Consider the following 24640-nt stretch of genomic DNA (forward strand, 5'->3'; position numbering starts at 1 on the left):
GACGTTCAGGCTTGCAGGACTGACACAGGCTGCGAAGCGTTTTATGCCCAGATTTTTACTGAACCCAGAACAACGGAGTGTGTCCTCATGACCACCACGCCCCCGGACACACAACGAGCCAGGCATCCCGTCCTGAAAATTCTCGGGGGCATCGCGCTCGCACTCCTGCTTCTGATTCTCTTCTGGTCATGGGACTGGTTTGTGCCTCTGGTCAATTCCAAAGCCACAACCCTGTTGCATCGTAAAACCACGATTGCGCATCTGCATGTGCATCTTGGCCGTGTCACCACAATCAAGGTGGATGACCTGCGGATTGAACAGCCAAAAACCTTTGAAAAAGAAAAAGACCAGTTTGCGCAGGCCAAAAGCGTGACGGTTTCGGTCGATGTCTGGTCCTACCTCTGGCACCGTACGCTGCACCTGCCGCTTATTGCACTAGAGCAGCCAACGGCAGACATTATCGCGCTGAAAAACAGCCTGAACAATTACACTTTTACCGAGGATGGTAAGCCGGCGAAGACACCCACAAAGCAGGATGCTTCCTCCTCAACCAGCCTGCCGGACATCGGGGAGCTGCGGATTACCGATGGCAACCTGCATGTAAAGTATGACCCGCTGCAGGCCGATATGCAGGTCGCTGTGCAGACCACGCCACCTCAGGGGAATGATCGCGGCACTCTGCATCTGCAAGCCAAGGGGCGTTACGCGCAGCAGCCTATTACTGCCCGCTTTATTGGCGGAGCCCTGCTGTCCTTTGTTGCCGACAAAGAGCCTTACCCTGTTGACCTCACCGTGCAGAACGGCCCCACCACTGCCACCCTGAAAGGCGATGTGGTTCACCCGATGAGCTTTGCAGGGGCGCATCTGAAGCTGCATTTTGCCGGGCCGGATATGTCCCTGCTCTACCCGCTGACCGGCGTGCCCATTCCGCGCACCCCGGCCTACACCATTACCGGCAATCTGGATTACAGCCAGAGCCACATCCTCTTTAAAGAGTTTGAGGGCAAAATGGGCACCAGCGACATTGGTGGAACCATTGAGCTGGACCCGCATCAGAAGCCCATGAACGTTCAGGCCGACCTCCATTCCCGTCAGGTTAATCTGGTGGATCTGGGGGGCTTTATTGGTGCCAAGCCAACCGAGACAGCGGCTGAGAAAAAGCAGGATGCCAAAAGCAAGACTGTCCTGCCGGATACGCCCATCAATATTCCGCGCCTGAACGCCATCAACGCCCACGTCACGTATCATGGGGCCCATATCGAAAATAAGCAGCTACCGCTTGATAATATCGACACCGAGTTCTTCATCACCAATGGTGAAATTGATCTCAAACGCCTGAACTTTGCCGTTGGCCACGGCACGCTGGCCAGTTCCGCAACGCTCAAGCCGGATGGCTCCCTGTTTGATACAACCGCCCGGATTGATTTTGCCCGGATTGATCTGGCTCGCGTCATGCAGGCGACAACCAATTCCAAAGCCCGCGGCATTATTGGCGGCCATATGACACTGAAAGCCAAAGGGAATTCCATTGCCAGCCTGATGGCTGCAGGGAATGGTGGCCTTACGCTGGTACTGGATCAGGGCGGTGATATTACCGCCATCCTGCCGGATATTCTGGGCCTGCAACTCGGCAATGCCATCCTGACGGCCCTCGGGCTGCCCGCCCATACCGACATCAAGTGCTTTATTGCCGATATGCCGCTGAGAAACGGCATTGTTTCCACCAATACGCTCCTGCTGGAAACCGGCGAGGCCCGTACGCTGGGGCGCGGCACAATCAACTTCAAGACCAATACGCTGGATTACTCTCTGACCACCCGTTCCCAGAACCCGACCATTGCGTCTCTGCCGGGGGCCTTCAACATTACCGGGGCGATCAAATCTCCTACGGTGCTGCCGGGTGCTGAAATTCTCGGGCGTGCCGCTGCCGCCGCGGGCCTGGGGTTTGTCTTCCCACCGCTAGCGCTTCTGCCCACCATTCAGCTGGGTGTTGGGGATAATTCCCGATGCTCCCGCGCCGTGCAGGCTGTGAATGACAACCCGGCTGCGGGCATTGCGCCGGGCTCCCTTTCCCACGCCGTCGGCACCAAAGGCAGCGTTGCTCCGGCCAACCCGCATCACGCCAACGGCAACCACAAAAAAACGTCCGGCAAAGCACCTGCGACCAAACTGCACGAAGGCCGCATGACACCCGCTGAAGTCCGGGCAGCGTGGAATGCCAAACTGAAAAAACAGGGCAAGAACTAACAGCATCAGGCAATCGGGCACTCACGCCCGGTTGCCTGAGCCTGCTCTCCAGCCGCCTCTCAATGCGGCTTATATTTTCCCATTACAGAAATGATGTTCCGCAGGCGCTCAGGTTGTTTTGACACCCTGAGCGCTTAGCCTTTCTTGTGAGCCTTAGCTTTCCCCACAGTCTGGTGCTGACCGAACACGCCGTCTTATTCTGGGCAGGCCTCCGCCCCCCTCCCGCTTCTGCGGTCAGATGTCAGTGCTCAGTGGCACACAACCCATTCCATATTCCACATGCCAGTGCCAGTGCCAGTGCCAGTGCCAGTGCCAGTGCCAGTGCCAGTGCCAGTGCCAGTGCCAGATCGGGCCACGCCTCATCTGCCCTGTAAACACAAAAAAAAGCCGCCTCGTGATGAGGCGGCTTTTCTGTATCCGAAGATAATCCCGGAGAGGATGGCTTATTTGGACTGAGCCATGATCTCTTCTGCCACGTTGCGCGGCACGGGGTCGTAGTGATGGAACTGCATGGTGAAGGACGCACGGCCCTTCGTCATGGAACGCAGGTGAGAAATGTAACCGAACATTTCTTTCAGCGGCACATGAGAGCGAACCATAACCGTGGAACCAGAGGTTTCCTGGCTCTGGATCATACCACGACGACGGTTGATATCACCCACAACGTCACCAACATGATCGTTCGGGGTGGTCACTTCCACGTCCATGATCGGTTCCAGAATAACCGGACCAGCCTGTTTCATACCTTCACGGAAGCAAGCCTTAGCCGCGATTTCGAACGCCAGAGCGGACGAGTCAACGTCATGGTACTTACCGTCAAGCAGCGTGAACTTGAAGTCGACGGTCGGGAAGCCTGCCAGCACGCCGGTAGAGGCCTGCATACGGATGCCTTTTTCGACCGCAGGAATGTATTCCTTCGGCACGGTGCCGCCAACGACCTTGTTCTCGAAGTGAATGTCTTCGTTCCGCTCAAGCGGCTCGAAAGCAATTTTCACTTCTGCGAACTGACCGGAACCACCAGACTGCTTTTTATGCGTGTAGGTTTCGGTGTGCGGCTTGGAGATGGTTTCACGATAGGCCACCTGCGGTGCACCGACGTTTGCATCCACACCATATTCACGACGCAGACGGTCGATGATGATGTCGAGGTGCAGTTCGCCCATGCCGGACAAAATGGTCTGACCCGTTTCCTGATCCGTCTTCAGCTGCAGGGAAGGATCTTCACTGGCCAGCTTCTGCAGCGCCAGCGTCATCTTTTCCACGCCGTCTTTGGTTTTCGGCTCGACGGAGATGTCGATAACCGGGATCGGGAAGCTCATACGTTCCAGAACAACCGGATCAGCCGGATCAGCCAGCGTATCACCCGTCTGAGAGTCTTTCAGACCCACGAACGCAGCAATATCACCAGCATGAACTTCCGTCAGTTCTTCACGCTTGTCAGCATGCATCTGGTAGATACGGCCGATACGTTCCTTGTGGCCCTTCGTGGTGTTCAGAACGGTATCACCGGTCTTCAGCACACCACGATAGACGCGCACGAAGGTCAGCGTGCCGTATTTGTCGTTGATGATCTTAAAGGCCAGACCAGCGAACTTGCCATCCGGGTCAACCGGGATGATGGGCTGAGCGGCTTCGTCTTCTTCTTCACCTTCCGGCGGAGCGCAACGGATGCCTTCAACGTCGTCAGGAGCCGGCAGGAAGTCGATCACGGCGTCGAGCAGCGGCTGAACGCCTTTGTTTTTGAAGGCCGTGCCACACAGAACCGGGCGGAACTCACCAGAGATGGTGCCCTTCTTGATGCAGCGCTTCAGCGTCTCGATGGAGACTTCGCCCTTTTCGAAGTATTCTTCCATTGCTGCGTCATCAACAGCCAGAGCTGTATCGAGCAGGTTCTGGCGGGCTTCAGCAGCCTTTTCCTTCAGGTCGGCCGGAATTTCCTCATCGTGGAACTTCGCACCCAGCTCACCACCTTCCCAGATGATGGCTTTCATCTCGATCAGATCGACAACGCCAACAAACTGGTCTTCAGCGCCAATCGGCAGCTGCAGCGGGATCGCAACGATGTCCAGCTTTTCCTTCAGCGTGTCGAATGCACGGTAGAAGTTCGCGCCGGTACGGTCGAGCTTGTTGATGAAGATGATGCGCGGAACCTTGTAGCGGTCAGCCAGACGCCAGTTGGTTTCGGACTGCGGCTGAACACCGGCCACACCTTCGATGATGAACACGGCGCCATCGAGCACGCGCAGGGAGCGGTTCACTTCGATGTTGAAGTCGATGTGTCCGGGGGTGTCGATGATGTTGATGCGGTGGTCGTTCCACACGCAGGTCACAGCAGCGGAGGTAATGGTAATACCACGCTCACGTTCCTGCGCCATGTAGTCGGTCGTGGTGTTACCGTCGTGCACTTCACCAATTTTGTGAGAGACGCCGGTATAGTACAGGATACGCTCGGTCGTGGTTGTCTTGCCCGCGTCAATATGCGCGGTGATCCCGATATTACGGATCTTCGAAAGTTCGGATTTGGCGGACACGAAAACCTCCAGAAAACAGGTCAGGCGCGACAGGAAACCCTTCGCGCCTGTGGCTACCGAACACCGTGCTGATCCTACTTGAATTCAGGAAGCCCGGCTGCCGGAAACCGGCCGATAGACGAAAGTGCCTGACACCCTGCCAGACACCTGCACAGCAAATCCGGACCGTCAGTTAATGACAGGCCCGGATCCACCGCAGTTAGGAAACCCCTGAATCAGGCGCCAGCGGCAGCCTGTTTTTTAGCCTGAGCGCGCAGAACGCGACGCTTCACGACCTGAGCTTCTTCCGGCAGCTTGCGGTTAGGCGTGCTGATCAGGAAGGCATCGAGGCCACCATTGTGTTCAATGGTGCGCAGGCCACGAGTGCTGACGCGCATATGCACGGGAGCGCCCAGGATGTCGGACATCAGGGATGCTTCCTGCAGGTTGGGCAGGAAACGGCGACGGCTTTTGTTGTTGGCGTGACTGACGTTGTTTCCGGTCAGAACGCCTTTGCCGGTAATCTGGCAGCGACGGGACATTGTCTCATCCTTGTCTTAGGTATCAAACAGAGGGCCGAGACAATTTGCCCGGCGACCACATTCAGGATTGGCGCGGCTTATGGCTGAGCAAGCGCCTTCCGTCAAGGGTTGACCTCAGGCTTTCTCACTTTCCGGGTCTGTCTGTGCCTGCGTTGCAGCATGAATCTCACCCGTACGCACGCTGTTCGCTGCGGAGTCGAGAATATGCAGGATGGTCTCCTTATCCATGCTGCGGGCCAGCAGACCCAGAGAACCGCCCAGCAGCGCTGAGGCAATAGCCAGCGGCGGGTGATTCTCCTTGAGCAGATGCTCCATAGCGCTTTCAATCACCATGGCGCAGCGGGCCAGATCTTCCGGCACGCCCGGCATATCTTCAGATGTCGTTTCTGCGGGCGTATTTCCAGCTTTATCCGTCATGCGTTTCATCTTCCTTCAGTTTCTCAGGCGCCGGCTGAAAAGCCGATGCCGCCTCCGATTCGCCAGACCAGCCTGACGGGCGGGTTGCTCCCCTACCCGGCAATCCGTTCTGCAATTCCTTCCGCCCCCTGGGCTGCCCACATAGCGGCATACTGGCCGCCAGACGCCAGCAGAGCCTCATGCGTGCCGCGTTCCAGCACACGCCCCTGACCCATCACCAGAATTTCGTCCGCATCCACAATCGTGGACAGGCGGTGCGCAATCACCAGCGTCGTGCGGGAGGCAGAGACGGCTTTCAAAGCCGCCTGAATCTCTTGTTCCGTATGTGTGTCCAACGCACTCGTAGCCTCGTCAAGCACAAGAACGCGAGGGTCTTTTAAAAGTGTTCGGGCAATCGCAACACGCTGCTTTTCCCCGCCCGACAACTTCAGGCCACGCTCCCCCACCTGCGTCTGGTATCCGTCTGGCAGAGACATGATGAAATCATGAATCTGCGCCAACCGCGCCGCCTGCTCCACATCGGCCAGAGAGGCTCCCAGACGCCCGTAGGCGATGTTGTAGCCAATCGTCTCGTTAAACAGCACGGTATCCTGCGGGACCACGCCAATAGCGGCCCGCAGGTCCTCCTGCCGGTAGTCCCGCACGTTATGCCCATCCACCAGCACTGCGCCGGACCAGACATCATAAAACCGGAACAGCAGCCGGCTGATGGTGGACTTCCCTGCCCCGGTGGACCCGACAATAGCAACCTTCTTACCGGGAGCCGCCACAAAGCTGACCCCGTGCAGAATTTCACGCTCAGGCCCGTATCCAAACCGGACATCCCGGAACTCAACCTGAGCCGGAGCGGAGTCCGCAAGGCGGGTGGCAATCGGTAGCGGGTTTTCAGGGTCCGCCACTTCCACGTTCTCTTCAATCAGGCTGAACATCTGCTCCAGGTCCACCATGGCCGTCCGGATGGCGGAATAGACAGAGCCCAGAAAGTTCAGCGGCCCGTAAAGCTGGAGCAGATAGGTGTTGATCATGACGAACTGACCAACGCTGATGCGTCCGGCTTCAACATCCCGCCCGGCAAGCAGCATGATCAGCGTGAGTGCCACCGCGATAATGGCGGCCTGCCCGAAGTTGAGCAGCCCAAGAGAATACTGAGTTTTCCGGGCGGCCTGCTCATAACGGGCCTGGGCATTGTCATAGCGTTCGGCCTCATGGGCCTCGTTACCGAAATATTTGACGGTCTCGTAATTCAGCAGGCTATCCAGCGCCTTGCCGCTTGCCTCGGTATTGGTATCATTCATCCGCCGCCGGATGCCCAGCCGCCATGAGGTAAACATCACGGTAAAGCCGATATAGGCGGCGATCATCAGCACCATCAGGCTGACATACCGCCAGTCAAACACCCGCCAGATAACCACAACCACCAGCAGAGCCTGCAGAATGGTGGGGGAGATGGACATGCCCATCCGCAGCAGGGTTTCAACCCCCTCCGTGCCGCGTTCTATGGCCCGCGTGACGCCCCCTGTGCGCCGATCCAGATGGAACCGCAGAGAGAGCTTGTGCATGTGCTGAAAACTGCGGAACGCCGCCTGCCGTGCCACCCGGAACCTGACCGGGGCAAACAGAGAATCCCTCAGGTTGGTCAGGGCAGCGGAGATCAGCCTGATCAGCCCGTACCCCAGGATAAGGGCAACCGGAGCCATAGCCAGACTGCCGGGGTGCGAGAGCCGATCCACCACCCGGCTGTAGGCCATCGGCACAGCCAGTGTTGCGAGCTCTCCCCCCACCAGCACCAGAAGCACCAGCACGACGCGCCACCTCAGCCCGCTGTTTTCACGCGGCCAGAGATACGGGAGAAGACGGGAAAGCGTGACCGAAGCCGGCTGTTTCAGCGGCCCGGACGGAGAACGATTACGTGGAGACATACCGTCGCATGTGACACGCCTCCACAATTTTGCAACCCCGAGGCACCTTGCCTCTCCCCTGCATACGCCGGATAAACACATACGCCTTGTGCGTTTATGGTCTCATTCAAGCACGACTGGATTTTCCGATGCCTTCGGACGATACGCCTTTCCTTCGTCATCTCAGGCAATGCAACACCGCCGTCGTGCCCGGTGCGCGCTTTCCGTTTTCTCTGGGCGGTAAGGCCGCAGGGTGGATTGCCCCAGGCCTGACCGACACGCTGGAGCAGCGTGGCCTTGGCTCCCGCGTGCAGGGCTTTGCCCTGCCTAACCCGGCGGATCTGGAACCGTTGGGAGAAGAGCTGGCACGGGAGGGGGTTTATCGCTCCCACCATGAACTGTTTGATGTGATGGCCGATGTGGACCAGCCCGTGCTGGCCCGCATTGACCGTGGCGCCCTGCCCCTGTTCGGGCTGGTAGCGGCTGGCGTGCATCTGAATGGCTTAGTGCGGAAGGCAGACGGTCTTTACCTGTGGACAGGCCGCAGAGCCGCCAACAAACGGCTGGACCCGAGCAAGCTGGACCATCTGGTTGCTGGTGGCGTTCCTGCTGGGCATACGCCGTGGGAAGCGTTGCTGAAGGAAGCTGCGGAAGAAGCCAGTATTCAGGAAGATCTTGCCTCACAGGCGCAGCAGGTCGGTCGTATTGTCTATGCGCTGGACCGGCCAGAAGGGCTCCGGCGCGACATTCTCTATTGCTACGACCTGTTCCTGCCCGAAAGCTTCTCACCCGTTGCAGCAGACGGTGAAGTGGAATCTTTCCACCTGATGCCGCTGGCCGAAGTTTACAAACTGGTGCGGGATACGGACGAGTTCAAATTCAACGTTAATCTTGTGCTGATCGACCTGTTCCTGCGCAACGGCCTGATTGACCCGCAATCAGCCGAAGGCCGCCAGTTGCGGGATGGGCTGACACACGGGCTCTCGCCCGCCAGCCCGGGCCGTAAAGCCGCTCTGGCACCTGCCGCCCCCTGAGGGCACGGCAGGCCCCGCATTCCGGCCTCAGGCTGAAATGCGGGCGTCCAGCAGGGCTTTGGCTTCAGCCTCGGCTTCCTTCATGCCGGTCAGCAGGCGTTCCCGGATTTCTTCCAGACGCTTCTTGTCGGTAATTTTCAGGCCGAAGAGATCCTTCACGTAGAACACGTCCACCGCCCGCACCCCGTAGGTGGTAATGTGGGCAGAGGCGATCTGAAGGTTTTCCTCGCTCATGGCCGCCGTCACGTCATGCAGCAGGCCGGGCCGGTCACGCCCGTTGATTTCAATGACCGTGTAGGTATTGGACGCGCCGTTATCAATCACCACACGCGGCGGCACATGAATGGCCCGCATCCGCATGGGCATATGCCCGAACCCGGCCTGCGCAATTTCCGCTCCGATATCAATCTGGCCGCTCAGCGACTGCTCAATCAGCGAACACAGCCGCGCCAGACGATGCGTTTCTTCATAGGCACTCCCTGCGGTATCCTGAATCCAGAACGTATCCAGCGCCATGCCGTGCATCATGGTGTGAATCCGGGCATCGACAATGGAGGCCCCGGCCAGCGCCAGTGCCCCGGCGATTTTGGAGAACAGGCCCGGCACGTCCACCGTATAAACGGTGACTTCCGTCACCCCACGCGCCGGCAGAGGCAGAACCTCCACTGTCAGCGGAGCATCCCGCCCGTCTGCATCCCGGATCAGGCGAGCATGGCGTTTGTGGGTCTCATGGTCAAAGGAAAGCCAGTAGCCCGCATAACCCAGCCCCAGAAAGCGGTCGATATCCTGCGGGGCCACGCCATCTTCGGCCAGAATTTCGGCGGTAATTTCCTTCGCATGGCGCACACGAACGTCCCGTTCTGTCGTGGCGAGACCACCGGCCAGCACTTCGGCAACCCGCACATACAGCTCACGTAGCAGCGTAGCCTTCCACGCGTTCCACACGCGGGAGCTGACGGCGCGCATATCCACAATGGTCAGCAACAGCAGCAGACGCAGACGTTCCGGAGACTGAACGATGTCCGCCACGTCCAGAATAGTTTTGGGGTCATCAATATCGCGCTGGAAGGCCGTATGGCTCAGCAGTAGATGATGCAGCACCAGCCAGGAAACGGTTTCCGTCTCCTCGCCTGACATCCCCAGTCTGGGGCACAGGTCGGCGGCAATTTCAGACCCGATTTCCGAGTGATCGCCCCCGCGCCCCTTGGCGATATCGTGCAGCAGCACGGCCATATAGAGCGCCCGGCGGGAATGCAGGCCTTTAACAAGTTCATAGGCTACCGGAATTTCATCCGCCATACGGCCAGATGCGACCTCATCCATGATGCGGATGGCTTCTATCGTATGCTCATCGACCGTGAACACATGATAGGTATCAAACTGCATCTGGCCAACAATCCGCGCCCAGTCCGGGATCAGCCGCCCGAAAATACCCGTCTCGTTCAGAATATGCAGCCAGTGCGCATGGCCGGGAGGGGTCTGCTGCTCATAGGCCGCATCCCGCAGAAGAGGCGCTCCCGCCTCTTCCCCAGCCACGTGGCTCTCACGGCGGCGACGCGGTGGCAGGTCCTGCGGTTCTGTTTCCCCACAGAGCAGATCCAGAAAAATACGGGCGGCTTCCGGGTTATCACGCAGGGCCATGGCCCTGCGTTCCCACCGAATGAGCTGATGCCGGCCCAGCGGATGCAATGGCCGGCGACGCATCCGCGCCCAGTCCAGAAACTGCATCATCTTGATGGGTTCCTGATCGAACGAAATCCCGCGTTCCGGCAGGATCTGCCCGTCAACCAGCGTAAAGCCAGCTTCCCGCATGGCTTCGTCCGGCTTGGCGGCGGTTGCCACCGGCCCCTGCGCCTGCCGCAGCACTGCGGGTTCCAGCACATGGGTCAGACGCATGACCTCACGCGCCGTCAGGAAGTAGTGGCGCATGAAGCGTTCCACACCGTTCTGGCGGCCATGCCGGGTGTAGCCCATGCGCGCGCCAATAACGGGCTGCATATCGAACGTCAGCCGTTCTTCCGCGCGCCCTGCGACGTAATGCAGATGCAGACGCACCGTCCACAGGAAGTCCCATGAGCGGCGGGCACGCGCCGCTTCCTGCTCTGTCAGCAAACCCATCCAGATAAATTCAGGCGCCAGCAGGTCCATGACGTGACGGGTGCCGAAGGTGTTGCGGCACATCCAGTAAAGCGTCTGCAAATCCCGCAGGCCGCCGCGCCCTTCCTTGATGTTCGGCTCCACCAGATAGGGGCTGTCCCCAAACCGGCGATGCCGCTCCAGACGTTCCCGCCGCTTGTCCTGAATAAAGCCAGCAGCTCCCGCTTCCACGCAGGCCACAATGTAGCGGGCCTCGAACATGGCAAACAGGGCGGCATCCCCGGCCAGCAGGCGGGCATCCAGCAGGGCCGTGCGGACAGTCGTGTCCTTCCCCGCTTCCTCAATACATTCGTTGATCGTGCGGGTCGCGTGGCCGACTTTCAGGCCAAGATCCCACAGGAAATAGAGCACATACTCCACCAGACGGTGGGCGCTCTGAACGTTTTCTTCCTCAGTCAGAAACAGCAGATCAATATCGCTGAACGGGGCCAGCAGACCGCGCCCGTAACCGCCCGTTGCCGCCACAACCAGCCGCCCGGCAACTGGAGCGCCTTCCCCGATCTGTCCGACACCCTCTGCAGTGCCCGTTGCACGCAAAGCGAGATCGACAATGCCGCGCAGCATAACATCCGTGAACGCCGCAATCTGCTTGGCCGCCTTGGCGCCCTTGAGCACATGCGTTTCAAACCGACTGCGGATATCCGCCTGATACCGGCCAAGATGGCGACGGAAAATGGCCACAGCCTCGTCCCGCTCCGGGATGGAGGCGTCTGCCGGCGTGGCGTCCCTCAGTTCCCGCGCAAGGCAGGCGGCAAGCCCCTCCGGGGTGAGAGACGCAAGGGCGGAAACATCGGGCTGCCCGGAGGCAGCATGTGCGGGGGAAATCGACATTGCGGTCGGAATCTGCTCCTGAGGGTCGTCTGATAAAAAACCCGGTTTCAACTCTGGGCCGGACATCCGTCTTCCCGCACTGCTTCCTTGTGAAGCTCATACAGAATGTCCAGCGCGGCACGCGGTGTCAGGGCATCCGGATCTACCTCTAACAGTCGCTTTCTTAACGTATTTTCGTCTTCTTGCGGTAATATCTTCTGCGTGTCGAACAGCGGCAGAGGCTTGGGACCCGTCGCATGGTCACGCTCCAGTTCACGCAACAAACGCCCCGCCCGATCCACCACTGAGGGAGGCACACCCGCTAGCTTAGCAACATGCACACCCCAGCTTTTCTTGGCGGAACCGGCCAGTACTTCATGCAAAAAGACAATCTGGCCCCGCCATTCCCGCACCGCCATGGTGTGCGGAGAAAGGCGCGGCAGGGTATCTACCAGTCCAGCCAGTTCATGGAAATGTGTTGCAAAAATTGCACGGCAGCGGACCGTTGAATGCAATGCCTCCAGCACAGCCCAAGCGATGGCCAGACCATCCAGCGTTGCCGTGCCACGCCCGATTTCATCCACCACCACCAGAGAGCGCGGACCGGCCTGATTAAGAATAGCAGCCGTTTCCGTCATTTCCACCATGAAGGTAGAACGACCGCGCGCCAGATCATCCGACGCGCCGACGCGGGAAAACAGCTGATCCACAATCCCGATATGCGCTTTATCCGCTGAGACAGGAAAACCACCCTGCGCCAGCAACACCGCCAGCGCCGTCTGCCGCAGGAAGGTGGATTTACCGGCCATGTTCGGCCCGGTGAGCAGCATCACCCGCCGATTGGCTGAAAGGTCACATCCGTTTGGCGTAAAGCGTGTGCCTTTGGGGAGAGCGGCTTCCACCACCGGGTGGCGACAGCCTTCCAGCACAAAAGCAGCATCATCCGTCACCACAGGGCGGCACCAGCTCCCGCCAGCGGCCAGCAGAGCGCAAGACTGTAACACGTCCAGAACCGCCAGAGCCCGTGCCAGAACAGGCAGGGTTTCTTCCGCCAGAATCCGGTCAACCAGTGCGTTAAACACCGCTTTTTCACGCGCAGCGGCACGTTCCGCCGCTTCAGCAATCCGGGCGTCCAGTGAGGAAAGTTCTTCCGTCGAGAACCGGGCATTGCTGGCCGTGCCCTGCCGGAACATCAGGTCATCCCGGTCTTTGATGCGGGCACTGGCGGCAACCGGAACTTCAATCACGTAACCAAGCTGGGCGTGGTGTTTGATCTTCAGGCTCGCCACACCGAATCGGCTAGCATACTCGGTCTGCAATCCGGCCACAATACGCCGGGAATTGTCGCGCAGACCGCGATAGCCATCCAGCTCACCATCATAACCAGCAGCAATCACGCCGCCATCATCCAGACGTGCGGGCAGATCGTCCGCCACAGCTCGTACCAGTTCGGCTTCCAGCTCCGGCGCAGCGCCAAGGCTGGCAGCCGCACGCGCCAGATAGGGCGGCAAGGCTGTGTGGTCATCCCCCAAAGCAGCCGCAGCGGCACGCGCGGCATGCAGGCCATCGCGCACGGCGGCCAGATCGCGCGGCTGACCGCGCCCCAGAGAAAGACGCCCCAGCGCACGGGCGATATCCGGTGCGCGCTTCAACGCATCGCGCAGAGCGGCACTGCAACTCGGCGATTCGCGCAGCCAGCACCAGCCATCCTGTCGGGCGGCAATGCGCGCGGGGTCCGTCAGCGGTGCGGCCAGCCATTCGGCCACCATGCGCGCCCCGGCGGAGGTCACGGTCTGGTTCATGGCGGAGAACAGGGTGTGTTCCGTCCCGCCATCCCGCGCGCGCAAAATGTCCAGACTGGCGCGGGTGGCGGGGTCAATCCCCAGAATACCGCCTTCCATCTGCGGGCTGGGATGCGCCAGACGCGGCAGCTTTCCGGCCTGACTGCGCTGCACGTAGTCTACCGCAACAGACGCCGCGACGGCTTCTTCATCCGTAAAGGTGCCGAACGCATCCACACTGGCAACGTCAAACGCGGCAGCCAGACGCTGCCGCGCCGTCTCTGTATTCGGAAACAGCACCTCCGGCGCACGTGCGGCTTCATGTTCACCCAACGCCATCTCTGCAGGAGCCAGAATTTCCGCAGGGTCCAGACGCCCGAGCAGCGCAGCCAGCGCGGCCCGTGTGACACGGGCTGTTTCAAACAGGCCGGTGGAGACATCAATCCACGCCGCCCCGATCATGCTCGCGGCTTCTGCCTGCTTGCTTTTCCGGCCACGGCCCCCAGCTGCTTCTTCTGCCAAAGCGAGCAGCAAATTGGAGCGCCCCGGCTCCAGCAGTTCATCTTCTGTCAGGGTTCCCGGTGTCACCACCCGCACCACGGCACGCGCCAGAGGGCCTTTAGCTGCCCCTTTCCCTTTACGAGGTGCTTCCGTCTGCTCTGCGACTGCTACCCGAAACCCGCGACGGATCAGCCGGGCCAGATAAGCCGAGGCTGCCCCCACCGGCACGCCGCACATGGGGATAGGGTCACCCGCGTGGCTGCCTCGCGCCGTCAGCGCAATATCCAGCGCTGCGGCGGCGGCCGTGGCATCGTCAAAAAACAGCTCGTAAAAATCGCCCATGCGGAAAAACAGCAGGGCTTCAGGATTTTCGGCCTTCAGCGCAAACCATTGCGCCATGGCGGGGGTGGCACCCTCAGGAGAATAACGCGTCATTTCCTTATCATACGGGCGTCATCCGGCGGGGCAACAGGCGTTGCGGTTACATCTTAACAAGTTTGTGCAAAGCCTCAGCCACAGCCTTCACAGGTTTTTCCCACGGGGCATTGCCCTCACCGGGGGCAGCCTGAGAAAACAGGCGGAGACTCGGATACCACAGGTTCTCCGCCCTTCCGTCCGGCAAAGCCCGCGTTGAGCCTTCCGCCCAGCGCCAGTCTCCCCCAAAGCGGTTAAGCAGCCACACCGGTTTCCCCAACACGCCCGCCAGATGCGCAATGACCGTATCGACCGTAATCACCACATCCAGTCCGGCAACCAGACGGGCTGTGCTGAGCATGTCCCCGTCCGGTAACGGGGTCACAGAAAAGGGCAGCCCCTCACCCGCATGGTCGCGCTGAAGCGACTGAAACACCACCCCCGGCACCTCCGCCAGCGGCGCAAGGCAGGCAGGTGCCATGGAGCGACGACGGTCAAACCGATAACTCGGGTTCCCCGCCCAGCAGAGACCGACCCGAAGTGGCTTTGCAGCTGATTGAAGCGCAACACCGTCACCCGGCCCACGTAGCGGAACGCGGGCCTGCCCCTCTGAAAGGCCACCTGCTTCCGCTTCCTGAAATACCTGCGTCCATCGATACGGCGCATCCAACCCGAGCCGGGCAGGCAGACTGAGCAGAGAACAACACGCCACAGCTCCCGCAGAACGGGCCGTCTGTCCTTTTGCCAGAAGCGTGACACGCCCGGCCTGCACGCTCTCCATCTGCGCCACCAAAGAGCGCAGCCCTTCCGGCACAGACAGAAGGATGGGCGCACGCTCCAGCGCCGGTTCCACATACCGCAGAAACTGGAGTGTATCGCCCAGCCCCTGCTCAGCATACAGCAGAACCGGAGCGCCACCGGCGTCCGCCCCATCCCATTGCGGCAATTCTTCCGTGTGCCGCGCAGGCAGCAAACTCTGGCGAGCCTCGAAGGCCTGCCAGCCTTCATGAAAACGCCCCTCCGCCAGCAAGACCGTGCCCAGATTGAACCGGGCACGCGCCCGGTCCTGCTCTGAAGCCTCCCAGTTTTCCACCTGCCGGAAGAGCGCTTTTGCCTCCTGCCGCCGCCCAAGGTCAGACAGCACGGTGCCGTAATTCACCGCCAGCCGGGCATCGTGTTTGCGGAGGGCAAGGGCTGCGCCCAGTTCCTGCTCGGCCTCATCAAGCGCCCCCAGCGCCATCTGCACCAGCCCCAGATTGGTGCGGGTTTCCGGTGCGTCTGGCGCACGACGCACCGAGTCCTGCAACAGGCTTCGAGCTTCTTCAAAGTCCCCTTTGGCAAACAGAGCCGCACCATAATTGGCGAGGGCGACGGCATCCTGCGGAAAAGCCGTGGCCACGACTGCAAAGAACGGCTCAGCCTCCCGCATCCGCCCCGCCCGCTCCAGCAACACGGCGTGCTGGTTGTGTGCAAAAACGTTCTCAGGAGCCAGACGCAGCGCTTTTTCTGATGTCTGCACGGCCTCGGCCACCCGCCCATGCCGCGCGAGAAATGCTGCGAGACTGAGATGTTTTTCACAGTCCAAAGGACGCAAACGCAACGCGGTGCGCAACGCCACCTCAGCCTCCTGCACGCGGTTTTCCGCTTCCAGAATAGCGGCCATGGCCTCATGCGCCCGCGGGTCACGCGGCGTTGTCATCACCGCCACATTGGCCGCGGCTCGTGCCGGCTCCGCATGGCCCTGCTCAAGCAACGCATGCGCCAGTGTAATGTGAAAATGCCCTTCAGGCCGCAGGCCAATCGCCCGCCCGGCCAGAGCAATGGCGGACTGCGCGTCGCCCCCGGCGCGGGCCACACAGGCCATGGCATGCCAGGCCTCGGCGTCCGATGCATCCTCACGCAACAGGGCACGCAACAGGGTTGCCGCCCGCTCTGCATCCCCGACAGAAAGAACGGCCAGCGCCTGTTCAACCGATGGCTCCTGTGTCGCCATCCCGTTTTTCTGGGGCATGTGCTTTCCTTCGTTCTGTCAAACCGCCTGCGCAGAGAGTTCCGTCCCGCGAAGGGATGCTCTACCCTACAGGCCAGCCTTGCCACCCTACAGGATCAGATCTCAGCTGATGAATAAAGCCTACCAGAGCCTTGAGCGCCATTTTGCCCGTCTGTCCTCCCTGAATGATGCCATCGGCATTCTGTGCTGGGACAAGGAAGTGATCATGCCCCACGGCGCGGCAGAGCGCCGGGCGGAAAATCTGGCCATGCTGGAAGGACTACGGCACGAAATTCTGACAGCCCCGGAAATGACGGACCTGCTGGCCACGGCAGACGCGGGGGATGATCTCTGGCGTCGCGCCAACCTTGCAGAAATGCGGCGCCTGCATACGCACGCCACCGCGCTGCCGGGGGATCTGGTGGAAGCCAGTGCACAGGCTACCGCCCGCAGTGAGATGGTGTGGCGTGAAGCCCGCCAGAACAGCGATTTCAAAACCTTTCTGCCCTACCAGCAGGAAGTGCTGAACCTCACGCAGCAGATTGCCAAAGCCAAAGGCGAAGCGCTGGGGCTGTCTCCGTATGATGCGCTGCTGGACTCGTTTGATCCCGGCACGCGCCAGACAGATATTGATCCGATTTTCAGCCGCCTGAGCACTGAACTGCCCGGCCTGATTGCCGCCGTGCTGGAAAAGCAGAACAGCCTCCCTGCCCCCACGCCACTGCAAGGCCCGTTTCTGGTGCCACAGCAGGAAGCGCTGGGCCGCAAACTGATGCAGCAGCTTGGTTTTGACATGACGCGCGGCCGGCTGGACGTGAGCCTGCACCCCTTCTGCGGCGGGGCCACGCATGATGTGCGTCTGACCACCCGCTATGAAGAAGCAGACTTCCTCCCCGCCATGATGGGCGTGCTGCATGAAACCGGCCACGCGCTGTATGACATGGGGCTGCCGGCAGACTGGCTCTCTCAGCCCGTCGGGCAGGCTGGCGGCATGACGCTGCACGAAAGTCAGTCTCTGACGATGGAAATGCAGGTTTGCCGCTCCCGCGCCTTTGTGGAGTGGGTCACGCCGCACCTGCGGACAGAATTCCACATCCCGGAGGGCACCCCCGGCTGGCAGGCGGACAATCTGCATCGTCTGGTAACGCATGTGGCCCCCGGCTTTATCCGCGTGGATGCGGATGAGGTGACCTACCCCGCCCATATTCTCGTCCGGTATGAGCTGGAAACGGCGATGATCAACGGGGATCTCGCCCTCAAAGACCTGCCCGCCGCGTTTAATGACCGACTCCACGCCCTGCTCGGCCTGACGGTGCCCGATGACCGACACGGTTGTTTGCAGGACATCCACTGGCCGGAAGGGTTGTTCGGGTATTTCCCCTGCTATGCCTTGGGGGCGCTGGCGGCGGCTCAGATTCGCACAGCCGCCTTCCAGCAGGACAGTCAGATTGCTCCGGCGCTGGCGCAGGGGAATTTTGCCCCACTGCTGAAATGGCTGCGCACCAACATCCACAGCCGCGCCAGGAGCGCCTCCATGCCCGACATTATTAAAGATGCCACCGGCGCACCTCTGGCGGCCGATGCCTGGCAGGCCCATATCCGCAGTCGTTATCTGGACCGCGCGCCAGACGCCTGAGACTTTCACACGTCCGCCTCTTCGCAGGGTTCTGGCGGGCCATGCGAAGAATGCGGTTGTCGGGGTGGGGCAAAACGGGGGAGACTGGCCGCATGTTTTCGCCGCACACGCATAGCAAGGCTGCCAGAAATTTCATGATGATCAGACGCACCCGGCCTTTTTCGGGGTTCCGCCGCGCCCTCGCTTTGACAACTCTGACAGCAAGCCTTGCCGTCGCCCTGCCCACGCCCTCCGCATGGGCGGTTCATATGCCAAAGGTGCCAGAACTTTCAGCCGCGGCCCTCACGCCCTTTACCCAGTCTGACAAACAGGTCTGGGATGCCGTAGTGCCGTTGCCCGATGGCCGGATGTTGTTTGAGGCCCCGGCATGGATCGGCAACCCTGGCCCGCAGCTTTCCGTCCGCAACACGGATGGCAGCTTTGCCCCTTACCCGGATGCAGACTGGAACGCCGCAGACGGTGATGCCGCAAAGCGGATTGTCGGTGCTGCGGGTTTGACACTTCTGCCCGATGGCACGCTGTGGGTGCTGGATAGTGGCGTGCCCAACCGCAAGGCCCCGGCTGTTGCTCAGCCCAAGCTGATCCATATCGACACCCAGAAAAATACCGTGCTGGGCACCGTCCCAATCGAGAAAACAGCCCTCCACCCGGACAGCATTCTCTCCGGCGTGGCCGTGCATGAGAACACGGCGTATGTGACGGATTCCGGCGTGGCCGGGGTGCTGGTGGTCGATATTCCCTCTGCCTCCACCCGCCGTTTTCTGGACCGTCACCCGTCTCTGACAGCCACGCGCCCCATTCAGATTCCGGGCGGCACGCTCAACTGGGGGGATGGTCGTGCCGCGGCCATTGATTCCAGCATGATCGCCGTCAGCCCGGATGGCCGCTGGATTGTCATGCAAGCCCCCGGCAACTACCTCTCCCGCGTGGAAACCAGCACCTTTTCCGACCCGGACATTACCCCGGCGGCCATGGAAGAAATTGTCACCCAATGGTATAAAACGCCCTCACTGGGCGGCATGACCATTGGCCCGGATGGCACGCTCTACTGGTCGGATGTCAGCACCAACAGCATCCTCAGCTACAGCACGGGCCGTATCCCGCGCAGGCTGATTACGGACCCGCGCCTGAACTTCCCCGGAACGCCGGGGCTGGATGCGCACGGACACCTGTTTGTGCCTGCCATGCAGCTTGACCACGCCGCCGCGTTCCAGAACGGTAAAGCGACTGTGACATGGCCTGTTACGGTCTATCAGCTCACGCTGCCCACCACCCCGCCTCCAACCTAAACATACGGATGCAGAAGGCTACTTCGCGCCGTCTCGCATTCAGGGTATAAGTCTGGCCATGCGCTATATCTCGACCCGGGGGAAGGCTCCCGCTCTCTCGTTCTCTGATGTCCTGCTGACAGGCCTTGCCGAAGATGGCGGCCTGTATCTGCCGGAAACATGGCCCAGCTTTTCACTCTCCGAGTGGCAAGCCATGCGGGGTCTGCCGTATCCGGAGCTTGCCGCCCGGATTATGCGGCCGTTTGTCGGGGAGGATATTGACCCCGGCACGCTGCGCAGCCTGTGCGAGAAAGCCTATGCCGGCTTTGACCACCCGGCCATTGTCCCGCTGACACAGGTGGAAGATGGCCTGTTTGTGCAGGAACTGTTCCACGGCCCGACGCTGGCCTTCAAGGACATGGCCATGCAGTTGCTTGGCCAGCTGTTTGAGCATGTGCTGACCGAGCGCGACAGCCATGTAACCATTGTGGGGGCAACCTCTGGCGACACCGGGTCTGCCGCCATTGAAGCCTGCCGCGGGCGGGACCGCCTCTCCGTTGTCATTCTGCACCCCAAGGATCGCACGTCCGAAGTGCAGCGCCGCCAGATGACGACGGTGCTGGAAGCCAACGTGACCAATCTGGCCATTGAGGGCACGTTTGACGACTGTCAGGATCTGGTCAAAGCCCTGTTTGCGGATATGCCCTTCCGCAAGGACATGCATCTCTCTGCCGTCAATTCCATCAACTGGGCCCGTATTGCCGCGCAGATTCCTTACTACGTCTATGCCGCGCTCAACTTTGGTGCGCCGGAACAGGAAGTCTCCTTCGCGGTGCCGACGGGCAACTTCGGTAACATTCTGGCCGCGTGGGCTGCCCGTAAAATGGGTCTGCCCATCCGCCATCTGTGCGTTGGTTCCAACCGCAACGATATTCTGACCCGCTTCCTGAACGCGAATGACATGACGATGAAGTCCGTCATGCCCAGCCTTTCACCGTCCATGGATATTCAGGTCTCTTCCAACTTCGAGCGCCTGCTGTTTGAACTGCTGGGGCGTGATGCCGAGGCCTGCGCCCGCATCATGACCAGTTTCCGCGCGACCGGGCATATGGATGTTCCGGCAGAAGCGTGGGAGACGGCTCGCAGCCTCTTCTCCGGTCTGGCGCTGGACGATGCGGCGACGGAAGCGGAAATCAAAGGCCTGCATGACCGCTCCGGTTATCTGGCTGACCCGCACAGCGCCATTGGCATTGCCGCAGGCCGCCGCTTCCGGGAAGCCGGTGTGCCCATGGTCGCCATGGCAACGGCCCATCCGGCCAAATTCCCGGATGCCATGGTGGCAGCAACCGGCATTCGCCCGGCCCTGCCTGTGCATCTGGCAGACCTCTATTCGCGTGAAGAGCGCTACCGCACCGTTCCGGCCACGGCTGACGCCGTGAAAGATGCCGTGCGTGCGGCGGTACTTTCCAACGCCTGAGACGTTTTAACCTTCCTTCTCTTCAGGCCGCGCTTGCGGCCTTTCTTTTCAGGACAAGAATGACCGATCCGATCCAGCTGACCCGTCTGCCCTCGGGCCTGATTGTTGTGACAGAACGTATGGAGCGCGTCGAAACCGTGTCCTTCGGAGCCTATGTCTCCACCGGCACACGGGATGAAACCGCAGAAGAAAACGGTGTTTCTCACTTCCTTGAGCACATGGCCTTCAAAGGCACGGAGCGCCGCTCTGCCCTGCAGATTGCTGAGGAAATTGAAAATGTGGGCGGGCATATCAATGCCTATACCGCGCGGGAACAGACCGCTTATTACGTCAAGCTGCTAAAGGAAAATCTGGATCTGGGCATTGATATCATTGGCGATATCCTCACCCATTCCACGTTTGACCCGACGGAAATTGAACGCGAACGCGGCGTGATCCTGCAGGAAATCGGGCAGGCCAATGATACGCCGGATGATGTGGTGTTCGACCATTTTCAGGCCACGGCTTACCCGAACCAGCCCATGGGCCGCCCCACGCTCGGCACGGAAGACCTTATCCGCACCATGAGCCGTGAGACGCTGATGCGTTACATGAGCGCGCATTACACCACCGGCAACATGGTTGTGGCGGCTGCAGGCAACCTGCACCATGAGGACGTCGTGCGGCAGGTTGAACGGCACTTTGCCGACCTCGGCACCACCCCGCTCATCCCCGGCACGCCCTCCATTTATGGTGGCGGTGAATTCCGGCAGGAGAAGGATCTGGATCAGGCCCATGTGGTTCTGGGCTTCCCCTCCGTGGGATATAATGACCCGGACTATTACGCGGCTCTGATGCTGTCCCTGCTGCTGGGTGGCGGCATGTCTTCCCGCCTGTTCCAGGAAATCCGGGAAAAGCGCGGTCTGGTTTATTCCGTCTATTCTTTCAACGCGCCGTTCCTCGATGGCGGTGTGTTCGGCATTTATGCCGGGACAGGCGAGAAAGAATGTGCGGAACTGGTGCCCGTCACGCTGGAAGAACTGAAAAAGGTTCAGAAAAGCGTGAGCAAAGATGAACTGGCCCGCGCCTGTGCACAGCTCAAGGCCTCCCTGCTGATGTCTCTGGAAAGCACCGGCAGCCGGTGTGAGCAGATTGCCCGCCAGCTCCAGCTGTTTGGTCGTCTGATCCCTGTGGCGGAAACAGTAGCGCGCGTGGAAGCCGTCACGCCGGATGATATCTGCCGCGTTGCAACCCGCATTTTCACCCAGAAGCCCACGCTGGCAGCACTGGGGCCTGTTAAACACGTCCTGTCTCTGGACACGATTACGGAGAACCTCGCGGCATGAGCGAACAAACCCTCGAAAAGATCTCTGATCTTGTCCGCCGCGCGCGCAACGCCGGAGCGGATGCCGCAGACGCGGTTTTTGTCTCCAGCACCGCACTGGGCGCGGGGGTTCGTAACGGTGTGACTGAAGAGCTGGAACGCTCGGAAACCACAGACCTTGGCCTGCGGGTGTTTGCAGGCCAGAAAACCGCCATTGTCTCCACTACCACGCTGGACCCGGCCCGTTTCGACGGGCTGATTGATCAGGCGCTGGCCATGGCCCGCATCCTGCCGGATGACAAATATGCCGGTCTGGCCCCGCAGGCTCTGACCGGCACTCTTACCCAGAATGCGCTGGACCTGACGGATACCGCAGAGCCAGACGCCAACGCCCTTCTGGCCCGCGCCCGTGAGGGTGAAGAAGCCGCTCTGGCGATTGAGGGTGTGACCAACAGTGCAGGCAGCAGTGCCTCCTTTGGCCGCACAGAGGTCATTCTCGTCACCTCACAGGATTTTGCCGGCACCTATGCCCGCACCCGCCACTCCACCTCTGTCTGCGTTCTGGCGGGCAAAGGTGACCGTATGCAGCGCGATTATGACTATCACGGCACGGTCCATCTGGCGGATCTGGATGATGCCGCAACACTGGGCCGCAGCGCAGGCCGCAATGCTGTAGCCCGCCTGAACCCCACTCGTCCGCGCACCGGCAAATATCCGGTTGTGTTCCACCCCCGCGTGGCGAACAGCTTTCTTGGGCATCTGGTGGGGGCCATCAGCGGCTCTTCTATTGCGCGCGGCACGTCTTTTTTGAAGGACAAGCTCGGCCAGCAGATTTTTGCCAAAGAGATCACCATCACGGATGACCCGACGCGCCTGCGCGGCCTGCGCTCCCGCCCGTTTGATGGCGAGGCTGTGCAGGGCAAACCGCTGACCCTGGTTGAAAACGGCGTTCTGCAAAGCTGGATTCTGGATACACGCAGCGCCCGCCATCTCGGCCTGACGAGCAATGGCCGTGCAGCACGTGGTGCTTCCAGCCAGCCCGCGCCCTCCCCCAGCAATCTGGCCTTCCAGCCCGGCAGCGTCACCCCTGCCGCTCTGATGGCGGACATCAAGGAAGGCGTGTTCATCACCGAGATGATGGGCTCGTCCATTAATGGCCTGACGGGCGATTACAGCCGTGGCGCATCCGGTTTCATGATCCGTGATGGCCAGATTGCCGAGGCCGCAGAAGAATTCACACTGGCAGGCAACCTGCTGGAAATTTTCGCGTCGATGACATTAGCGGACGATTTGCAGTTCCGTTTTGGGAGTGATGCCCCCACATTAAGAGTAGATGCCCTGAGCCTTGCCGGGGCCTAACATCGTCCGGAGAGACCAGACACCGTGAAAAAGCGTTTTCTTACGCCTGTTTTAACCGCTTTTCTGACCATCAGCATGCTTGGTGGCCCGCTGGCCCAGCATGCCGATGCCCGCCCCGGTCAGGGCAGCTCCATGGGCAGCCGTGGCAGCCGGACATGGAGCGCGCCGCCGTCCACCAACACCACGCCTTACGGCGCGGCTCCCATGGACCGCTCCATTACACCGCGTTCCCCGGCTCCGGGTTATAATGGCTACCCCGGCCAGAGTAATTACGGCGCGCCATTTAACCGGGGCATGGGCACAGCATCCCGCCATCCGTTCCTGACAGGCTTTGCCGGGGGCATGCTCGGAGCCGGACTGTTCGGCTTGCTGAGCGGACATGGCTTTATGGGCGGCGTCCATGGTCTGTTCAGCTTTATCGGGCTGATGATCCAGATCGGGCTGATCGTCATGGTCGTGATGTGGCTGGTCCGTCGCTTTAGCGGCAATGGCTCTTCCCGCGGCGGCAATTCCGGCTTCCCGCTGAATCAGGGAGGGTCCGGACCGTCTCCGTCCACCACACCCGCAGGCTTCCCGGCTAGCGGGAGTTCCTCTCTGGCTATCACGAGTGCGGACTATCAGGCCTTCCAGCAGACCCTGCTGGATATCCAGACAGCGTGGAACCAGCAGAACATTCCGGCGCTCCAGCAGATGGCCACGCCGGAAATGGTCTCCTACTTCAACCAGCAGCTTGCCACTCTGGCGAGCCAGGGTGCCCGCAATGTGGTGTCTGATGTGCACTTCATTCAGGGTGATTTGGCTGAATCCTGGCAGGAAGCTGGTATGGATTACGCCACAGTCGCCATGCGTTACAGCCTGATTGACCTGACAACCAATGCCACCGGGCAGGTGATTGAAGGCAGCTCGACAGAGCCTGTGACGGTTACAGAACTCTGGACCTTCACCCGGCCTTCCCGCGGGGGCCGCTGGTTGCTCTCCGCCATTCAGCAGGGGCGTGGCGCGTAACGCCTCGCCTTTCCATCAGGCCTGCACGGCTCCCCCAAGAGCGTGCAGGCTTTTTTTTAAGCATTTTATCGCGGGATTAAAGACATGCTGTTTCTGGAAATTGCCGTCGTGGCGCTGGCTGTCTCGGCTTCAGCTTTTGGGATCTTCCTGCACTTCTGGAGCAAGCGCAAAATTGCTGATCTGGAAGCTGATATCCTCAAGCTTCAGGAAAAAGGCGTGGACGTGCAGATGGATAGCCTGCTGCAAACAGCACGCACACCCGGACAGAAAGAAGCCTGAGCGGGCAGGATA

At 60.5% G+C, this 24640-nt stretch carries 16 protein-coding genes; 9 read left to right on the forward strand and 7 right to left on the reverse strand.

What is annotated here, in order from left to right:
- The first annotated feature begins 87 nt into the window (after positions 1-87).
- Positions 88-2247, forward strand: a complete 2160-nt coding sequence (locus KP703_RS03925; RefSeq protein ID WP_215753863.1) for an AsmA family protein — start codon at positions 88-90, stop codon at positions 2245-2247.
- 443 nt (positions 2248-2690) lie between these two features.
- Here the strand turns inward: KP703_RS03925 and fusA are convergent, their stop codons facing one another.
- The 4 genes from fusA to KP703_RS03945 form a co-directional block, all read right to left on the reverse strand.
- Positions 2691-4778 (reverse strand): elongation factor G, encoded by a 2088-nt coding sequence (fusA, locus tag KP703_RS03930; protein ID WP_062144650.1) that lies wholly within the window; start codon positions 4776-4778, stop codon positions 2691-2693.
- A gap of 215 nt (positions 4779-4993) precedes the next feature.
- Positions 4994-5299 carry a 50S ribosomal protein L28 gene (gene rpmB / locus KP703_RS03935; RefSeq protein ID WP_043550631.1) on the reverse strand — a complete coding sequence of 102 codons (306 nt, stop codon included), beginning with the start codon at positions 5297-5299 and terminating at the stop codon, positions 4994-4996.
- A 114-nt stretch (positions 5300-5413) separates the two neighbouring features.
- Positions 5414-5716, reverse strand: coding sequence for a hypothetical protein (locus tag KP703_RS03940; RefSeq protein ID WP_062144656.1), 303 nt, complete (start codon positions 5714-5716; stop codon positions 5414-5416).
- A 92-nt stretch (positions 5717-5808) separates the two neighbouring features.
- A complete protein-coding gene (locus KP703_RS03945; RefSeq protein ID WP_215753864.1) occupies positions 5809-7635 on the reverse strand; it encodes an ABC transporter ATP-binding protein/permease in 1827 nt (608 codons plus the stop codon).
- A gap of 128 nt (positions 7636-7763) precedes the next feature.
- On the opposite strand from KP703_RS03945, the gene KP703_RS03950 reads away from it, so the two are divergent.
- Complete coding sequence (locus KP703_RS03950) at positions 7764-8648, forward strand: NUDIX hydrolase family protein (RefSeq protein ID WP_215753865.1); 885 nt, start codon at positions 7764-7766, stop codon at positions 8646-8648.
- Between the two features lie 27 nt (positions 8649-8675).
- On the opposite strand, the gene KP703_RS03955 is transcribed toward KP703_RS03950, so the two are convergent.
- The 3 genes from KP703_RS03955 to KP703_RS03965 are packed head-to-tail and all read right to left on the reverse strand — an operon-like array spanning position 8676 to position 16322.
- The gene (locus tag KP703_RS03955) at positions 8676-11636 is read right to left on the reverse strand and encodes a [protein-PII] uridylyltransferase (protein WP_215753866.1); all 2961 of its coding nucleotides are present in this window, start codon (positions 11634-11636) and stop codon (positions 8676-8678) included.
- A gap of 47 nt (positions 11637-11683) precedes the next feature.
- On the reverse strand, positions 11684-14332 hold the full coding sequence (mutS, locus tag KP703_RS03960) for a DNA mismatch repair protein MutS (protein WP_215753867.1): 2649 nt from the start codon (positions 14330-14332) through the stop codon (positions 11684-11686).
- A 46-nt stretch (positions 14333-14378) separates the two neighbouring features.
- The gene (locus KP703_RS03965) at positions 14379-16322 is read right to left on the reverse strand and encodes a tetratricopeptide repeat protein (protein ID WP_215753868.1); all 1944 of its coding nucleotides are present in this window, start codon (positions 16320-16322) and stop codon (positions 14379-14381) included.
- A 109-nt stretch (positions 16323-16431) separates the two neighbouring features.
- Here KP703_RS03965 and KP703_RS03970 point away from each other — a divergent pair, with 109 nt between their 5' ends.
- The 7 genes from KP703_RS03970 (at position 16432) to KP703_RS04000 (ending at position 24628) form a co-directional block, all read left to right on the forward strand.
- The gene (locus KP703_RS03970) at positions 16432-17937 is read left to right on the forward strand and encodes a carboxypeptidase M32 (protein ID WP_215753869.1); all 1506 of its coding nucleotides are present in this window, start codon (positions 16432-16434) and stop codon (positions 17935-17937) included.
- A gap of 134 nt (positions 17938-18071) precedes the next feature.
- Positions 18072-19226 (forward strand): major royal jelly family protein, encoded by a 1155-nt coding sequence (locus KP703_RS03975; RefSeq protein ID WP_252353820.1) that lies wholly within the window; start codon positions 18072-18074, stop codon positions 19224-19226.
- Between the two features lie 58 nt (positions 19227-19284).
- Positions 19285-20682 (forward strand): threonine synthase, encoded by a 1398-nt coding sequence (gene thrC, locus KP703_RS03980; protein ID WP_215753870.1) that lies wholly within the window; start codon positions 19285-19287, stop codon positions 20680-20682.
- A gap of 59 nt (positions 20683-20741) precedes the next feature.
- The gene (locus KP703_RS03985) at positions 20742-22007 is read left to right on the forward strand and encodes a pitrilysin family protein (RefSeq protein WP_215753871.1); all 1266 of its coding nucleotides are present in this window, start codon (positions 20742-20744) and stop codon (positions 22005-22007) included.
- The gene (locus KP703_RS03990) at positions 22004-23344 is read left to right on the forward strand and encodes a TldD/PmbA family protein (RefSeq protein WP_215753872.1); all 1341 of its coding nucleotides are present in this window, start codon (positions 22004-22006) and stop codon (positions 23342-23344) included. The genes KP703_RS03985 and KP703_RS03990 overlap by 4 nt, the downstream gene beginning before the upstream one ends.
- Before the next feature lie 24 nt (positions 23345-23368).
- On the forward strand, positions 23369-24349 hold the full coding sequence (locus KP703_RS03995) for a TIM44-like domain-containing protein (protein WP_215753873.1): 981 nt from the start codon (positions 23369-23371) through the stop codon (positions 24347-24349).
- Between the two features lie 84 nt (positions 24350-24433).
- Positions 24434-24628 (forward strand): hypothetical protein, encoded by a 195-nt coding sequence (locus tag KP703_RS04000; RefSeq protein ID WP_215753874.1) that lies wholly within the window; start codon positions 24434-24436, stop codon positions 24626-24628.
- Positions 24629-24640 lie beyond the last annotated feature (12 nt).

It is taken from the genome of Acetobacter sp. P5B1 (genome assembly GCF_018811985.1).
Lineage (GTDB): Bacteria > Pseudomonadota > Alphaproteobacteria > Acetobacterales > Acetobacteraceae > Acetobacter > Acetobacter cerevisiae.

Excerpts from the sequence above, each read along its gene's own strand:
- KP703_RS03955 (WP_215753866.1), bottom strand. The coding sequence starts at position 11,636 with ATGTCGATTTCCCCCGCACATGCTGCCTCCGGGCAGCCCGATGTTTCC.
- thrC (WP_215753870.1), top strand. The coding sequence starts at position 19,285 with ATGCGCTATATCTCGACCCGGGGGAAGGCTCCCGCTCTCTCGTTCTCT.
- KP703_RS04000 (WP_215753874.1), top strand. The coding sequence starts at position 24,434 with ATGCTGTTTCTGGAAATTGCCGTCGTGGCGCTGGCTGTCTCGGCTTCA.
- KP703_RS03950 (WP_215753865.1), top strand. The coding sequence starts at position 7,764 with ATGCCTTCGGACGATACGCCTTTCCTTCGTCATCTCAGGCAATGCAAC.
- KP703_RS03985 (WP_215753871.1), top strand. The coding sequence starts at position 20,742 with ATGACCGATCCGATCCAGCTGACCCGTCTGCCCTCGGGCCTGATTGTT.
- KP703_RS03990 (WP_215753872.1), top strand. The coding sequence starts at position 22,004 with ATGAGCGAACAAACCCTCGAAAAGATCTCTGATCTTGTCCGCCGCGCG.
- mutS (WP_215753867.1), bottom strand. The coding sequence starts at position 14,332 with ATGACGCGTTATTCTCCTGAGGGTGCCACCCCCGCCATGGCGCAATGG.
- KP703_RS03945 (WP_215753864.1), bottom strand. The coding sequence starts at position 7,635 with ATGTCTCCACGTAATCGTTCTCCGTCCGGGCCGCTGAAACAGCCGGCT.
- KP703_RS03925 (WP_215753863.1), top strand. The coding sequence starts at position 88 with ATGACCACCACGCCCCCGGACACACAACGAGCCAGGCATCCCGTCCTG.
- KP703_RS03970 (WP_215753869.1), top strand. The coding sequence starts at position 16,432 with ATGAATAAAGCCTACCAGAGCCTTGAGCGCCATTTTGCCCGTCTGTCC.
- KP703_RS03965 (WP_215753868.1), bottom strand. The coding sequence starts at position 16,322 with ATGCCCCAGAAAAACGGGATGGCGACACAGGAGCCATCGGTTGAACAG.
- KP703_RS03940 (WP_062144656.1), bottom strand. The coding sequence starts at position 5,716 with ATGACGGATAAAGCTGGAAATACGCCCGCAGAAACGACATCTGAAGAT.
- KP703_RS03975 (WP_252353820.1), top strand. The coding sequence starts at position 18,072 with ATGATGATCAGACGCACCCGGCCTTTTTCGGGGTTCCGCCGCGCCCTC.
- rpmB (WP_043550631.1), bottom strand. The coding sequence starts at position 5,299 with ATGTCCCGTCGCTGCCAGATTACCGGCAAAGGCGTTCTGACCGGAAAC.